7 protein-coding genes are annotated in these 17,056 nt (G+C 57.3%); all 7 read right to left on the bottom strand.

What is annotated here, in order from left to right:
* Positions 1–110: 110 nt before the first annotated feature.
* Entirely contained in the window at positions 111–923 is an 813-nt protein-coding gene (locus tag QZM67_RS36940; protein ID WP_301810996.1) for a hypothetical protein, read from the bottom strand.
* Between the two features lie 2 nt (positions 924–925).
* Complete coding sequence (locus QZM67_RS36935; protein WP_301810994.1) at positions 926–2,689, bottom strand: ATP-binding protein; 1,764 nt, start codon at positions 2,687–2,689, stop codon at positions 926–928.
* Positions 2,686–4,290, bottom strand: coding sequence for a DEAD/DEAH box helicase (locus QZM67_RS36930; RefSeq protein ID WP_301810992.1), 1,605 nt, complete (start codon positions 4,288–4,290; stop codon positions 2,686–2,688). Before QZM67_RS36930 ends, QZM67_RS36935 begins: the two co-directional genes overlap by 4 nt.
* A gap of 46 nt (positions 4,291–4,336) precedes the next feature.
* A complete protein-coding gene (locus QZM67_RS36925) occupies positions 4,337–9,772 on the bottom strand; it encodes an FtsK/SpoIIIE domain-containing protein (protein ID WP_301810990.1) in 5,436 nt (1,811 codons plus the stop codon).
* A complete protein-coding gene (locus QZM67_RS36920; RefSeq protein WP_301810989.1) occupies positions 9,766–11,319 on the bottom strand; it encodes a hypothetical protein in 1,554 nt (517 codons plus the stop codon). The genes QZM67_RS36925 and QZM67_RS36920 overlap by 7 nt, the downstream gene beginning before the upstream one ends.
* On the bottom strand, positions 11,316–13,118 hold the full coding sequence (locus QZM67_RS36915; RefSeq protein WP_034201197.1) for a hypothetical protein: 1,803 nt from the start codon (positions 13,116–13,118) through the stop codon (positions 11,316–11,318). Before QZM67_RS36915 ends, QZM67_RS36920 begins: the two co-directional genes overlap by 4 nt.
* A gap of 636 nt (positions 13,119–13,754) precedes the next feature.
* Positions 13,755–16,355 carry a DNA phosphorothioation-associated putative methyltransferase gene (locus QZM67_RS36910; RefSeq protein ID WP_264840950.1) on the bottom strand — a complete coding sequence of 867 codons (2,601 nt, stop codon included), beginning with the start codon at positions 16,353–16,355 and terminating at the stop codon, positions 13,755–13,757.
* Between the last annotated feature and the right edge of the window lie 701 nt (positions 16,356–17,056).

Raw genomic sequence — 17,056 nt, 5'->3', positions numbered from 1 at the left:
CGCCACACCAGAGCATTGACGAGCCATTCTGAAACGACAACGGGAGCTTCATCGCTCCCGTTTTACTTCGTCCCTCGAACATCATTTATGTTGCTCATTGCCCCATCGATTTACGTGCTCACGCTCAGCACGACGTATTGCTGACCTGGTGACTCGGGAACAACGCGCTCGGGGCGATAGCGCATCTCCCGCGTGGGTGACCACACCCGCAGCAGAAACATCTCCACAACGGCTGTGGAGGCGCCACCGTTGACGACGGTGATCGGAAGTATCAGTTCGAAAGCCCGGTCCGAAATCGTTTCTGGCCCTGCGATTTCCAGCACACTCCACAATACATTGCAGTTCGTAGTCAGGCGTTGACTGACCGCGTGCGGATAGGAGGCCGTGATTCCGCTTAGCAACCATCCGTCGAACTCAGCGCGAGGCATACGCTTTCCGCGTATTGCCGCCTCCAGCATGCGAGCGACGAGCTCGTAGATCAACGACTCGCGCAGGGGCAGCGGAAGCGGCTCGATGGACTTGGCGGTCAGGTAACGATCTACCTTCGTGATGGCTTGGTCGAGCAGGGCCAGCGTATCCATCGACGTTGGAGTGGGCACCTCGACATCATCGAAAGGGCCGTCATCTAAGACGGCAGCTGCGATTGGCCCAGCTAACATCAGTTGGTACTTGCTTGCAGCATTGGAGTCTTTGAGCTCTTTGCACCATGCGACCACATCTCCTTTGCCGATCTGGTTTTTGGAGGACTTAACTTGCTGAGCAAGAGTCGAACCATCTGCGTACTCCCACAAGATGTCTACCTTGTCGTTATCAGAGTCCGGCTCTAGCGTAACGGCCGTCCATTGTCCGTTCGCCCAGAGCGAGTCGAGCAAGCAGATAAGTGTCTGGACCGCAAACCCGCGGATCGCTTCGCGCCCGCCCACGGCTAGTTCTCGATCTCGAAGAAGTCCATGGCCATGCGCCCCCACTGAAGGCGAGTGTCCTCGATTGCCACTCGCATCTTTTCGCTCGGTGCTTCGTCTTCCATCCGGGCCCAGGCGGCAATAAGCGACAGAACTTCCCTTGCGTACTCAACCTGCGTTCCGTCCTCCCCTTGGAGAGCCTCAAAGATGCGCGCATGCACCGGGTGACGACTGTTAAGCGTCACCAGGATGACGCCACCGGTCGTGGAAACGTCGAAGATGTTGAAACCAGACAAGTCGGCGTGCTTAAAGCGGAACTTGATCTTCTTACTGACATAGTCGACCGCGAGTTCTAGAGCCTTCGCCTCTTCCACTCCGTCCTGAACAATGTCGGCCGTCAGCGCCGACGTGCGCTCGCTGGCGGGTGCATGTTCCTCCTTGTCGCTTCGGCCAGTGTCCCCAACCCGCTCCCTGCGTCTCGCCACCGACTCAGAGGCTGCTCTCTCGGCCTTATTCTCGGCGCGCTCCTTCATGGAATTGATGCGCTCACCCTCTCGCATTTTAGCCACTTGCGAGCGCATGTCGTGCAGCAGCTTCTCGATCTCGCGGCTGATACGGTACATGGCTAGCCGCGGGTCACGATCCTGCTCAAGCCTCTCTTGGTATTCGTTCACACTGAGAGCCTCCTCGAGCGCGTCTTCCTCGACACTCAAGCGTTTGAATCCCGTGGCGAACTGCTTGTTGTTGGTGACGCCAAAGACGTCATCCAAGCCAGGATCGAACTGCACTTCGATACCCCACCATCTCTCACGAGTGTCGTAGGAGTTTGTGAAGCTGTGGTTGAGTTCTAGCTCCCGCCTCGACCTCACGACGGATATACCCTGATTCCTTTGCGCGTGCTGACCAATGGCCTTGCCTCCGCCTTCACGCCGCGCCTCCGGCTTGCAGATCGACGCCCTGATGGTCACGGGATGTTCCACACCGCCGTGAGCCACCTTGAGTACTAGTGGTTGTCCGAACAGGACGAAGGCAGGACTTTGATTGAAGGGAGCAGGGGCGTTCGTTCCGGACATCAGGTAGAGCGGATCGTTTGGCCGGACGAAACTTTCATAAACGGTCTCTCTAGTCTTGCTCTGATAGGCGGCAAGGCGAATTCGAACAGATTTATCGTCGATGAAGTGCCGATACACGCGCCCGCTGACGAATTCGGTGTGTCGCAGGAGAGTCGTACTCTGCTTCCAAGAGACACGATCCAACTTGCTCCAAACGACCAGGGTGCCGTGCTCTTCGAGATTGCCCGCGATCAATGAACTCCATTCGGATGGAATCTCAGCGGGTTGCGGCTCGGGAACGTCTGTCATTTTGCCGTCTTGGATGTCCTGTACGTCCAAGAATGCGTGATAAACCGATCCCGCTTGCCATGTCCAGACATCCACCCTTTTACACTGAGAAATTGAAGAGTTCGGCAATCCCATGCCGAACTTTCCGATCCCTTTTTGCTGAGCCTTTTCGAGGCGCGAACCGTTGCCGAATTGGAGAGCCTTTCGAAGCAAACCGGGGCTCATGCCGCTGGCGTTGTCGTACACCGCGAGTCGTGATATCTGATGTCGCCCTCCGGCCGAAGCTTCATCGATACAGATGACCTCTACTTCGGTACGGGATTGGGTGTCTTCTCCCGCTTGAATGGCGTTGTCAATGAGCTCCGCCAATGCGTGCGCGGTGTCGCGATAGCCCGAGCTGCGCATTGCAGAAATCGACAGATTCTGGGGGATGATGGGAAAGGTCATATTGCCTCGTAAGTGTCCAGCGTCGACCAAGAAGTGCTTAACGATCCAACCCATCCGGCATCGACTTGTGAGTCGGCGGCCACAATGAGTCTGAGGGTCGGGAGATTGGCGTCTCGAGCTTGGACAAGCCGCCCAATCGTGGCAAGGAATGCTGCACGGGACTTGCCGGGCAACGCCATCACGCATACTGAAATATCAGGAACGGAGCTTCCTGAGAGCAAAAGCCCGTGGACGCACAAGACTCGTTCCCCTCTAGCAACGAATTTCTGAAGGGCAAGTGTCCGCTCTGCTGAGGACTGTTCAGCAGTAACGGACCGTGCCTTCACACCTAGGACCGGAAGAAGGCCGGCGAACAGCCTTGCGTTTTCAGCTGTAGTCGCGTAGAAGATGACCCGTCCCTGACCTGCGGACTCCTTCTTCAGAATCGCTAGTAGGCGCTCGTTGCGTTCAACATTGTTGCCGAGCTCGCTAACGTAGTCGTGGTCGAAGTCGAGCGAGTCGTTACTGGTCAGGTTCGACGGGGCACTTGTGCGGGGGCCTGTTGCAGACGGATTAACGAGAGGCACGACGGTAGCTTCAATGTCCACGAAGTCGCCCCGCTCGCGAAGCGACTGCAATTCGTCATCCGCAGCGACTGTGATACATGCATTCGAAAAGGCTGCCGTCAAGGCACTCCGAGCGGGCCCGGCAGGAATGACTGCGCCAGACGTCGCCAATATTCCCACGACACTAAAAGTTCCACCTTCAGACATCTTTCGGAGGATCTCGGCCCCGACAGGATGAGTAAGGCTCTCGGCATCTGCGAGGATGGCCACCGACGTGACCGATCCGAGATCTATGAGAGTTGGATCGTCCTTGCTTAGTCGGAGAATGTCAACGACGGCTATCGCCCCTCCGAGCTTGTCCAGGTCACGCGCGGGGTGATCACCGTAGAGCCGGAGGATGGTTGCGTCGCGCGAACCCAGTTGTCGCCACACCTCGTGCAGCTCGAGGAAGGCCTCCTCACACATAGCCGCGCCTGGCGCAAGCCAGACAATTGATCTATGGTCGGCCTCCGAACGATAGAGATCGAGCGCGGCCGTGGCGACGAGCCGGAGCTTTCCCGCACCAAACGGCATGTGAACCAAAACGGAACATGGCGGGCGCGCGATCGCGCGTCTAAGTTCGCGATATGCGTTCAGTTGATGCGCATGGAGCTTGTGAGAAGCAACGGCCTTGTATGACCCCTCGAATGCCTGAAGAGGCACCGCGATATCGTCACTTGGTACGCCGTACCATCTTTCCAGCAGCTCAAGGCTGCCCGGGGCTGTGCCGAAGTCAATGCCGCTAAGCGTTTGGAGCGGGGAGATAACTGGCAACTGGAGCAGGTGGCACAGTTCAGTAGCCTCCGACTTGTTCAGCTTGGAGAGCAAGAGTCCGCGAATGTCTCGCCTTCGCAAGGTACCGCGTTCGCCATGTACACTCACGATGAAGTAGGCAAGCCCCGCAGGACTGGTTGCCTCCGGTCCCACTTTCCCGAGCAGCTCAATGGTCGATGATCCCAGCAGACTGGTGAGTTCGGATGCCTCATTCCTTGCGAGATGCTCGGCGAGTCGGCTCATCCCGGTCCCGCGAGACGATCCTGAGGTCGACGGGCTTTCTTGAGTGTCAGATGGTGACATGCGCTGATTGTGGCGAGTTGTCGAGGGAAATCGCCGTTACTGCTGCGGCAATCTCATCGTCGGTCAGAAAGGGGGCTTGCGCGAATACCAGCCCCTGCTCCCCGTTAAGCTTGGCAGCAAGATGCCCACGGCCGAGCAGGAGCTCAGCGCCCGGTCGGTCGAGCGCGATTTTGGAGGTGGCCTCGCTGGAAACCTTGAGGATGAGACGGTTGCCAAGGTTTTCGCGCAATTGCATCGGCATGACGTCCTTATCGGGGCGCTGCGCGGCGAAAATCAGATGGATACCTGCTGCACGGGCTTTGACGCCCAATCGCTGCACAGCGGCTCCTACGGCAGACTTGTATGCGTCGTCGAGCATCCAGTCCGCAAACTCGTCATGCACGAGGAAGACCATGGGCAAACGTTCGTCGGCCGACACCTTCGCGTTGTAGGTCGGCAGGTCACGCGCGCGCGCTTTAGCGAAGGCGCGATAGCGCTCCTCCATCTCCTGCACCAAAGCATCGAGGACTTCTGCGGCCGTCTCCTTTGTCGTCACAATCTCACCGCGCATGTGTGGCAGTTCGGCAAGCGGCGCGTAGTCCACGCCCATCTTCGGATCTATCAAGATGATTTGGGCAAGATCCTTCGAGTTGGTCGCGGCGATGTCTAAGAGCAGCGCCTGAATCAGTACCGACTTGCCGCTACCGGTGGCACCCGCCACCAGGGAATGCGGCTCGTGGGAGGAGAGGCCGCCGAACTCCGCGCCGAGGTTCAGATACAGCAACGCACCGTTGATCTCTTGGAGTCCCAAGAGGAATGACGTGTTGATACCGGCGACGTTGCGATTAAGTTCGCGACGCGACCACAGCTCCCAAAGCGATACCGCTTGACGCTTGGAGCCGGCAACCGTCACCACGATCTCGCCAGGCTTGGGCTGGACTGTGACCAGGTTGATCGCGTGCGTGGTTAAGAGCTGCGTGCGCTTGTTCTCGATGTCTTCGACGCGCAGCCGGTCGGAGCCGGCCAAGCGCACTAGGCAGCCATTGGGGGTTAGGCGTGTGCCGAGGATGGCTGCCTGCAAGCCGTAGCCGTTGAGCGCAGCCTTGAGCTTCTTGGTGACCTGTTGGGCCCACTCCTCTCGCTCGGCATCGGTCTGCGCGCCGCGCGCAAACTTGGATGCGACCAGCTCGGAGAAAGCGGCGCCGAGGCCCGGGGACACAATCGGCGTTGGAGCTAAGGCTGGGACAGAAGCTACCGCGGCAGCGACTTCGACGCGCTCTAGCGGAAACTCTCCAGGCTCGGATGCCGAACCGCTTGAATGGTTCCACGTCCCGGAATCTGTAACAATTGCAAGAGTTTCACCCTCGGGGGACGCGGTCTGACCACCGGCCAGCAGGCCCATCGCCGCGAGCCATGGTACTCGCGGAGCCGGCTTCCTGAAGCTATGTCCAGCCCAAGGCTGATGGGAGCCGAGCCCCGCGCGAGCATCGAATCCCCCGTTCCCTTTGGCATAGGCTTCAGCGAGCTTGCGAAGATCAGGCCTGTCGAAGACCTCCTGCCACGCTTGGACGCCATCTGCATCGTCGAGCAATTCCTGATCCGAAGCGGACGTCGAGCCTGCATCCGAGGTATGTACGTAGACGTGCGAGTAGCCACGTAACGAGATCTCAACGTCGCCGTCGCGCAGCTTCGCCCTCGCGCGCTCCATCAGGTCGGTCATGCCCGGAGGGATCTCCGCATCAAGCAGCATGTCGGCCAAGCGTGCGAGCCACACGTCCCGATCTAGTCGACCAGGGTCGCCGAACAGCGCCTCGCGAAACATGCTGAGCGTCGCCAGCAGTTGATCCTTGGAGTCACGGCGAGCCTTAGCTAAACCATCGATGCCGACGTATTTCGATTCGACCACTGAGATGGTGACGCGGACTCCTTCATCCCGCTCCTCGACATTAAGTGCGAGGATGTCGGCGATACGGCTCTCCGGTTGCGACAGCCAGCTCGCGTAGTCGTCAAGCAGAAAGTAGGCTGTCAATATCTGCCCCCGACCCGCAGCGGCCTTGAACTCCTCGGCCAGTAAATTCCGGCTAAGAACTAGGCCGATCATCTCCCCCGCAGAAACACCGCGCTTGGCCGCGCGAAGCACGATGTCGCCGGAGACGGAGAGTGCATCGCGTTTGGCCTTAGCGGCGGCTGCTTCGATTTCATCGGGCCCGAGCTGCAGGTTAAGTTCTTCCATGCGACGACGCACCAAGACGCTGAGTAGCCGCAGCTCGGAAGTTGAGCTGACGATCATGTTGCGGCCATTGGTTGAGCCGCGGCGGTAGCGCACTACCGTTATGTCGTTATGCTGAAGCTGACGTTTATCGAGCAACTCATCGTAGGTCGCGACCCATTCGGCAAGATCGTGCGCGTCCTTAATCATGCCTGCCAACGCGGGGCTTTGCAGCGAGATACGCCGTGCGGGTAGATATCGCTCGTCGGGCAACGCATCGGTTTGGCGGCAAACTGCAGCAACGGCGGACACGTAAGACCAGCCCGAAGCAGTCTGCCAGGGACAGGTCAAGAACGTCGTTGATTTGAGCTCATTCTCTCCGGAGACACTACGATATGACCATCGCGAAGGAGCATGGTCCAAGCTCGGGCGATCATTGGTCCAAGGAACTGGTAGCCATTCCGACTGTGCTGCGCGGGCCACGACATCATGCAAGAAAGCCACATCGAAGGCTTTGAAGCCCCGCACGCTTTCGCTGGGTGTGGCTGAAATCGGCGTCACGGAGATGCGCAACTTTGAGATGAAGTTGTCACTAGTCTCACTGACCACCGGAAGATCAGGATCATCGCCGGCCTTATTAACCAATTCGCCATAGACGCTACGAAGCTTTGCCGGATCTGAGTGACGCACCGACACGCTACATTGGAGCCTTCCATCCGTCTGAATCGACGAAAGTTCGCGGACAGTAGCAAGCGGCAACTCCGCTGCGTCAGCGTTGTAGAGTACGACGCTGAGATTGGACGCTTCGTGAGGCTGCAAACCGACATAACGCTCCAAGAGCTCGCGCGCTTGTTTGGCAGCGGCGGCCGGATCGACATCGGTCATTGCATCCTCGGTACCGCGAGTAGGCGACTCCAAGAGACTGTATCCGTTGACCGTGCTGCTCTCAGAGACCAGCATCGGTGCACCAGCTCGCTTGAGGACCGCAATCTCAGGGTAGAACGGATGCGCGATCTCATCGGAGAGCTCCCGCATGAAAATCTCGCGATCTCCATAGAGAATGCTGCCACTCGAAAGCAGGTGCGTCGCGAAACCTGCCACGCGTCGAGACTTAACCGCCAGCGCCTTCATCCGCTCGGGGTGCCATGGCGGGATTATCACAGCTGGATTGTCGCCGGCCACACGGACCGTACCAACCGAGAGCACCTCAGAGACCAAGCGTGCGCGACAAACGTCGCCGCGCGCGTGAGCCATCAAGCAGCTCAGCAGCGCGCCGAAAGACTCGGCTTGGTATATGACCGCTTCGCCATGGAGGCCCGTGGAAACGAAGTCTCCCATTGCCTTGATGTATTCTTCCTCGAACTTGTCCCACGCCCCACGAATCTCGTCGCGCTGCTGTAGTGTTATTCGGCCTTCCTCGAAGAGTTCTTTAACTCGCGCCTTCAAATCTTGGCGAAGGCTGCGCAGCTTGTTAGCGGCAGGAACAAGGGACCCGGCGTCCGTTGAATACGTGGCCTCCAAGGTGCCGGTGTCGAGCAGCGAAACGTTCTGAACACCACCCTTCTTGCTCACGAGTCTGCGTGAAACCTCCGTGCAGCCAACCGCCCCCTTCTCCAAGAGGCGGCGCATATCCGATACCATCGACAAACCAATCGACGCGGGCTTGTAGCTCCACAGAAGCTGGGTCTTGGCCAGCACCGTTTCTTTATCGTGCGCAACCTGAACCAAAGCGACATCAAACTTGATCTGCAACGCTGCTCTTGAAAGCGAGGCATTCGGGCGGATCTTGTTTTTTTTGTCGTTACGCAACTCCTTCTCTTTGGCGAAGAAAGCTTCGTAGTCAAACAGCGGGTCGGGCAAATTCGCGTTGCCAAGTCGCTCGACCTTCCAATCCGCCTTGGAACCCATCAACTCCTTCAGTCCGCGGTACATCGCCGAAAAATAGCTACCAGCGTCGTAGTTGAAGCGCTCACGCCATTCCTTCCGGCCCTTGGTAACGGTAAAGCGCAGGATGCGCTCGCCCTCCGGGTCGCGCAGGCCCGCATGTAGACTGTTGACCACCCGTGCGAAGCCGTCGAAAAAGTCGCTGCATTCGATAGGCTTGCCATATAGGGCTTTTTCCCAACGAGCGCAGAGCTTGGCGTCTTGCTCAAGCAAACGGCGATGTTTGACAAAGAACGCCTCGTCCTCCTCGTTGAAGTCCGACCGACGTTCGCGAGACTTCAGGTCATCCAGGAGCACACGCCCCTCGGCATCCAGCGTGTTTTCTTGATCGCATTCGTGGTCAAAAAAACGGATCGTCGAGTCGGCCAGGCCGAGCTGCTTCTCCTTAGGCTTGTCGAAGGCCAGGTAAACGCCGTCGCTTTCCCACTCGAATTGGGCCAATGCCCTGGCCGCTTCTTGGTCACCGGCTGGAGCAGCGGCAAATACCTCCAAGGCTTGGCGTGCGCCTTCTGCGATATCCGACGCATTAGCTTCGATGCGCTCTGCAAGTTCCTCGGGGTCAAGCAACTGGCCGTTCTGACGAAGCTTCTTTAGCAGCGGCGCTCGCTGGCTGAACAGTTTGACGAAGGCCTTTTGCCACGGCTTACGCGTTGCCGCAAATGTCCTTGTGTTGGAGAAGAAGGAGCTATCTCTGGGAAGCCCGGCTCGTGGCAATGCGTATCCAACCGCGTCGCGAATAGGCAAACCACCGGTCGAGATGGCTTCGACTATCTCTGAACAAAACTCGCCGAGCTGGACCAGCGAGAGTTCGGAGGAGGAGAGCAACCCGCCAAGCGCCGCGTGAAACACGGCCCGATCATCCGGAACTGGAGAGAGCCCGCCAGCGTACAAGGCAGCGTCGACCCACGGCTCGGGATCGGCACGCATCTCTTTCGCACCAATCGCCATGACGTGGCCGAGCGTATCGGCGAGGTTGTGCTCGTTCCCATTGGCGGTCAGAATCGCCGCCTTGGAGCTTAAGGCGTTATTGCGCACGTACCCCGCGTTGTGAGAGATCAAGATGTCCGCTGGCAAACCCTGGCCTTCGACCAGCGCTTCCGGAATCATCAGCTCCACGCGGGAGAGGAGGTCCGGGGTTGCCAGAATTGCTCTAGCTACAGCCGCAATCTGGCCCGCAGAAAGTTTGTCGAGCCGAAAGAGGGCCGCAGAGTCACCTGGCTCATCGGGATTGGAAATGCGCTTCGCGAGGATGTCTGCGCCGACGCGCCCAATAATGCGATCGGTCAGCATTCAGCCTCTCCCTTCAACGTGAACGGGTTTTCAACAAACGAACAGGAATCGGAAAGCCTGCGGACTAGGCCTAAACCGACAAGTCTCGATTCGAGATTGTCTCGATTTTCGCTGAGCTCTTCTTGGTCAACTAGCTTGGCGTCGATTAGGCGTGCACCTTCCGCATCGCCAACGACTAGGCCGTAGCGTGACTTCGCTTCGGCTAGAAACTCGTCAAATTGCATACGATCATCAACGATGGCCACCACAATCGACTTAAGCAGCCGGTCATTAGGAGCATACCGGGTTCGGCGCGAAAGCCGGCGAGAGCTGAGCCCGATTGCACGCGACCACGACGCGTGAACCTTGCCAACGTGCTGCGCATGCCGTGCAAGTGCCAGCTCAACGAGGTCTCCGACAAGTACGTCCGGACTCTTTCCAGTGTAGTCTTCATCGTCGCCGCCATCGAGCGGCGGCCACTGGAAGCGCTCTCGCATCAGCTTCACCCGCTCGGCCTCCGGGAATTCGCTCGAGGCGGCGTTGTCCCAGACGATGTCCTGCCGAATTGCTTCGATATGTGCACGCACTGCCTTAGCGGGCAATCCCTGGTTGAGTTGGTAGCTGTCACCCGATAGCGCTCGAACCTTTGTGCGCTCCTTGGAGACTATTTCACAAACGATCTCAACGGGATCGTCATCGCCCGAAATACGTTTCGCACGCTGCAAAAAGTAAAGCAGCATGTTCAGGCCGGAGATGGAAATTAGATGCTCCAACGCATCATAGATCGGCATATCCCTCGCGAGAATAGAAAGCCAGTCTTCGCACATTTGATCAAAACGCGCGTTTGTAACCTCCGGCAAATAGCCGGATGGTCGCGGATCGTCTGCGAGCTGGGGCGGACCTTGCAGCGCGCGCACCAACCGGTTCATGGGCGCCCCATAATCAAATAGGCGCTTGGCCAAGATATCGCCGAGTTCCGCTCCTCTCTCAGCGCGCGTGAGCATCAGGTAGAGCAGCTCGCCAGTGCGCGCGAAGAACCTACGGTCGTTACTCATCTTGCCACGCGAGTCGATTTCCAAATCCTCATAGAGAGCATCTGGACCAAAAGGGAAAACGAACTTCGAGCTCCAACGCTTATTGCTGCGTGACTCAAAAGAGGACGAGCGCAATAGCTCTATGGCCTTCGCAAAGTCGTCGAAACTAGCGAACGAGTGACGCAGGTAGGCCATGTCGTCGTCGCCATTACCCGTCTTGCCTTGGTCAAACTTCTCGAACCACTGCCTCCATTTCTCTGCGTCTGGCAACGCGCTCTCAGCGATGGACTCGACGTAGGGGTTGTTGAAGAGCAACCCGCGTAGTCGAATTTGCCGCTGCGGTTGAAATTTCACTGCGCCGTTCAGCCCATCATGGGGACGTAATGGCCTATCTAGGTTTGAACCGAGCACGCCCAAAAATTCGAGCACCGTCAAATGCGGGAGCTGCTCGTCGTATAGGCGGTGGCCCCAGATATTCTCGTCGACACAGAAGTCGACGCTCTTGATCTCCGGGCGCTTGATGATCTCGCTCATGCCGGGGCTCTCACAGTTACAGGACGAGCGAAGCCGCGGCCTCCCGGTTCGACGTCGATGAAATTCAGCGTTAGAGCGAATGCTTCGCCGCCTAGCTCGTCGTCATCCCCTCCCAGTCCGGCGTTGCGAACGATTTCGGCCTTGCGTAGCAGCTTGGCCTTGAAGGCCAACAGGTCTTCAAGGCACTCATTGGAAAAGCTGGCCGGCAGCGCACCGCAAGCGACACGCGACAGGAACTCATGCCGGATGGGCGTAAGGTCGAAAGCAACGGAGTTGCCGGGGCCTGGTGAGAGCGACACATCTAGCTGTGGACGACCAGTCTCCAAGTCGAGCTTCATCGCCATGCCCACTCCGCCTTGCCGGCGCGAAGGTGTTTCGTGGTCACAGAGAACGCTCACGCGGCTTTGCGTAAAGCCACCGGAACTGGCAATGAAGAGACGATCGACGTTTTCCAAAAGCAGGCCAGTCATGACCCGGTTAAGCCCTTTGGCGATACGTCCGCGAACCATTTCGCTCACGGGCTTTTTGGCCTTGAGCGATTCGATCATATCTAGGTAGTCGCCAGCAAAGTGGAACGCGGTCATCGACCAGCGGGGGTAGCCGGTCTCGGTGTCCGGCACGGTGAAATAGAGTCGGCGTCGCTGAGCCTCAAGCATCTCCAAGAACTCGAACGAGCTGCCCTCCAAGCGCGCGTCTTCGTGCCCTTCCAAGTAGGCGTCTTGAGCGGCACGGAATGCAGCGGTGGCTCCGTAGACAGAGTCGCCACCCACCAATCGTTCAAAGTTTGCTTGAAGCCGGGAATCGTCCTTGCCGTACACCAAGAGGCCGTCCGCCGCATTGGTGGTCTCCTCGCCTACGCCGAAGCCGGCCATGGCCTTAAAGACCGGGCGATCGGAAGTTCTTCGCTTCGGCAGGTTTCCTCCGAACGCATTGACATAGATGCTTGCCTTCCCGATCTGCCCGCCATCCTGAATCTTGGCCACATCCGCACAGGTCATCAGATTCTCTTTCGCGTCCTTGGCGTCGGAGTAACCGAGAACCATGTTTGAGCACAGCGCCAACAGATCGCGAACAGGAAGATGCAGGCCGTTGAGCCGTGCTATTTCAATTAAATCGCCCAAGCGGCGCGCGAGCTGTCCGCCATCGGATTCGCCTAGTAGCCTACGGCGATTTTCGTCGATCGGGCAGACCTTGTCAGCAGCCTTTAGTGAACAACGCCCGCAGTTGTCCCACTCCGGATGACCCGCCACCGCCTTGGCGACTTCCTCGAGCGTCTTTCGGCTAGTTGTGCGGCTGAGATCGAACACGGCGAGCCGATCGGGTGCCGGACCCGCTTGCAAAAAACGCTCTTGCAGAGGTTTTCGAAGCGGATGGACCCGACCCTGGCGCTTGCCCAAATTGCGCAGACGATCCAGTAGTTGGCCGTGGTTGGCGGCGAGAATCACCACCTCAGAGTCATCGTTGCCCAGAACCGATTTTTCGAGCCGCTGAAGCGGTAGATCACTCTCCTCGCCGTTGAATTCGGATAGGTCTTTGATGAACACAGCCAACCGGCCATCGGCGAGCTGAAGCTCCTTACTGTTGCCCTTAGCCGACCAAACCTTTGGATCGCCCCCCATCTTCGTCCATAAGGCACGGCAGTGATAAGTTTTTCCGTCGCCAGCAGTACCGGCGATTAACATGGAGCCGGGCGCTTTTGATTCGATATGCTCTATCATCGACGCGAGCAGCGGCGTCGATAACCCAATGGGTTGAATCTTTGCCCGTGCCAGCGCCCCCGCCACGTACTCATCGAACATCGTTAGGTTGTTAGGGGTCGGGCCGTAGCTCCGGAGAAATCTAACCCAGGCTGCCGCCGGCAGCGCGACGGAAGCTGCCTCCGTCTGTTGCTCAGAATCTGTCAAGTTGGTTCCCCTCGGTATCGGTCGTTCGCATCTTCGTGCGAGCCGGCCCAACGTCCCCCAGCCATCGCAAAGCCACGCGACGGAGCCTATAGCTTCGCTAACGGTGAATTATGACTGGTGAATGCTGCGCAGTAGCAGGAGCGCGTTTGGACGAGCGATCGCTCGTGTCGTGCGCGTACATGGCACGCGGATATCGGAGGCGCGAAGCCCAGCATCCATTTCGAATTAATTCGACCACCCGGTGCATTTTTTGATGTGCAACCGACCATTCTTTCGTTTTTCTTTCAATTAATAGCTGATCAAGCTTGCCTACGGGCTCATTCCGTAACTGCCATCTCATGCCATCCCCCGATCGGTACGCCGTAAAACTGCGGCGTCTCAGCCGTCGTGGTTAAGACTCAGTCCCGGTGCCCGGGCCCTCCGTTGCACCAACGATCGCGGGCGCAACGGCTTACCGCTAGTTCCCGCCAATCATCATACTTCATTACCCGCCCGCCTCCGCAAATTCCGCGGACCACCTATTAGCGTGAGCTAATCGATGCGGCGCCGCTTTGGCACAACGTTTCCTCCGGCAGTCTCGATCATGTCGACTACTTGCCGTGCCGGCGTCGAGCTGTAGCTGATGTGAATCGGACGATGGCGACCGTAAAAATACAGGCGATCAAACTTCACGTTATTAATAATCCATTCAACTACCATCGCCATATCCTCGTCTTCCACAACAAAATCGCACGCCGCTCCGAGGCGTTCGCAAATGTATCGACCGCGACGTGCTCTTTCGTGCGCGGCATGCTGGTCCAATTTCGGCGAGATTCGCCCTTTGATGTGAGAGGCCAGTGCCGGTGAGCAAAAACCAAACGTCAACTTCACCATGCCGAAGTAGTCAATTACCGGATCTATGACGTGATGAGCAAGGTCAAGAAGTGCATTAAAACTTTCCGGGTCAACCGGCACGTTGCCGATGTCCAGTGCCGCTTGCGTTTCCCCGCACTCGATCAAATCACGAAACGTGAGATAGCGTCCGCACTTTTGATCTAACGGCGGAATTGATCTTGATCGAATCAACCTGTATCCATCTACAGTCAATCGCATTTCACCCAACTTAGCATCGAAGGTCGCAACGTCCGGGCCGTAGCCGCTGAGATCGAAGACACCTAGCTCCTCCAAAGTTTCTTCAAACAGTACTTGTTCAGAGTAGGACGGCGACTCTTCATTGAGGAAGCGCGACTTCCTGTAGAGGTATGGGGAAGGATACGGTTCGCCATAGTCAAAAACCGTCAGATCTTGCTTGCGCAAGTTTATTTTCACGCGCTGAGTCATGCGTGGCAAAGGCGACCCATAAAAATCGTCGAATTTCATCATGGTCAGCTTCCCTGACCGAACGTGGATTTTTAGTAAATCTGCGCTGGTGACATCGCCGTAAAGTAGCGTACCGCAACCAACATATGCGCGCAGGATGGGGGGGAGGCGCTCCACAAGGTCTGTATGAAGCTGCAGCGACTCACCGCTCTCCAGCCATCCAATACCTTGCTCCGCCGCCTGGAGGCAAGCGTCCGAAATTTTCTGTATGTCAGCCAAGCTGAATAGTAGTTCTCGACCCGCAGACAGCGCCGCGGAATAACCGCCGAAAAATACCTTCACATCAACCTGAAGCTGCCGCTCGAGCTTGCTGTATGGAGGTCGCTTGTCGAATTGCAATAACGCGAAGTACACGCGAAGATCGTCTGCTCTCGAGGCCGCCGCACGCTCAAGCATATTCGCCGAATCAACTTTTATTTCTTTGAGAAACCGCAGGGCAGCTGCGGTTGATCCGAATGCGCGAAGCTCTTGCTGTAGCCCCTGCATTTCTGGCCTAACGGGGTTGCGACCAAGAGCCAGGCAAAGTCGCCACAGTTCATCAAGGGCATTCTGGTGACGTTCGTAAAGCAGCGCTGAACGATCCGGACGAGACTTGGTGACCGTGTCACGGTCTGCATGTCCTTGAGCCATAATACGCGTCGGCCGGACGGGAGGCATGATCCGCCTGCTGCTCTTGACCCGACTAAACCGAAAACGCTGCTCCAGATCTTTATCCTTAAATACCAAAAATACTCCGGGCCCCACCGCAATCGCATCATTCTCTGTGACGTGATCAATGAATTCCTTTAGTTCCGATTGAAAGTAATATTTCTGAAACGTATTTCGTGAGGTTAGAACTCCGTCGCGGTATGGAGTGCCACGAGCGGAATCCTGATTTACAAGCATCGCGGAGACAACAAGGATGTCGTCCGATAGAGAATATGATTTCTTCAGGGCTAGCTCGCGTTCATCTACGTTTTCTATCACGTTTATGACAAATCCGAGATTAACAATTGATGCCCGGGACAACGGCTGGTCATTCGCATAGTGTGGGTCCCAACCCGCAGCCTCAATGCCTAGCCCCTTGAGCCCGCGCACATCGTCTCCACGCCCACACCCATAGTCAAAAAGCGAACGCGTTCCATCGAGAAATCCGAGACGTGAAAGAATTTGTATCGGTGCCGAAAAGCTATAGCGAGACAGTGCAGTACGATGACGTTCGATAGGGCCAGGTCTACTCTCGCCTTCAGTATCATCGGGCTCCTCATTGGCTATGGGAACGAGCACGTGGTCGACGAGGCGATAGCCTCGTTGCTTAATGAGATCGCCGAATGCCCGTTGGAAGCCAATACGAGTCGGATCGTCAAATAATCCGATCTGTTCGGCTGCCCGAGTCAGTTGCTCAAAAACCGACCGCTGCGGATGATCGGCCGCAATGAGTAGTTCCTTTCGATGCAATATCGGGGGATTGATTGACGACTCGTAGCTGCGATATCGATACGTCTGCTGATCGAGGTCGATAAACCAGCTGCGGTACAGTGCCGGAAACGCCTCGCTGAAGAAATTCGGGTAGTCGAGGAGCGACATATCCGACATAGAACGATCTAGCCTGACAACGTTGAAGTCGCTCCCTGCCGTGAGCCTCGTCAGCACAATACCTTTCTCGACGTTGCATCGCACGGTCTCGGGGAGACCTTCCAGACGTGACACGTGAAAATATACATCCCGTGCCATGACCTTTCCGATATTTGTATCGAGGTGCGGCGCACGGATTTCCCTCGTCGTCGAGCTCATGTCCTTAACTCTCAATATGGAGACGCTGGCGCAGCCTTACCACCGCCACGTGCGAAGAGAACCGCCGACTTCAACCTCGCGACAGGATATCTCGTATCGAGACAGCATAAGGCTCTGGCGAGCAGTGCGGGAGGTGGATCATAAGCCCACTAGACATCGCCGAATCCATGGAGATGAGCCCGCCGCACATGGCCGCCCACTCAAACGAATTTCAACCCTATATCACCACCGTGAGCTGGCAATCGCTGCCGCTCCGTCAGTACCGTCGTGTGCCATCGCCATCTATCTTGGGAGTCCGGTGATGCTGCCTATTTCTCCCCTCGAATCCCTCGCTGCCTTCGCACTTTCGTTCCTCGACGGCTCCGTCTCTCAGACGGTAAGGCTTTTCTCGGGCGCATTGCGAATTTCGGCGTCAGCCAGGGCATTCGATCTCCGTGGGGGCATCGGTATACGGGGGCATGGTTCGTGCCCCCTAAAATGCCCACTGGCGCCCCGAGATGTCAATGAGGACATCAGGAAAATGCAGAAACAAAAAACCCCGCAAGCCTTACTGGCTGCGGGGTTTGCTGACCTGCTCGTACAACCCTAGACACGTTCTTTGTGAGGCGGAGGAGGATCGAACTGCCGACCTTTGCTCCGCCACTCCGATGTAATGGCTTTGCTCGTACCTCTAGAAAGCTCGCCAAGAAAGAGGCGTGATG

Origin of the sequence: Burkholderia sp. AU45251 (assembly GCF_030482905.1) — a bacterium.
Classification (GTDB): Bacteria; Pseudomonadota; Gammaproteobacteria; order Burkholderiales; family Burkholderiaceae; genus Burkholderia; species Burkholderia aenigmatica.
The sequence above is the reverse complement of the archived record's forward strand: the minus strand, read 5'-3'. Positions and strand labels throughout refer to the sequence as shown.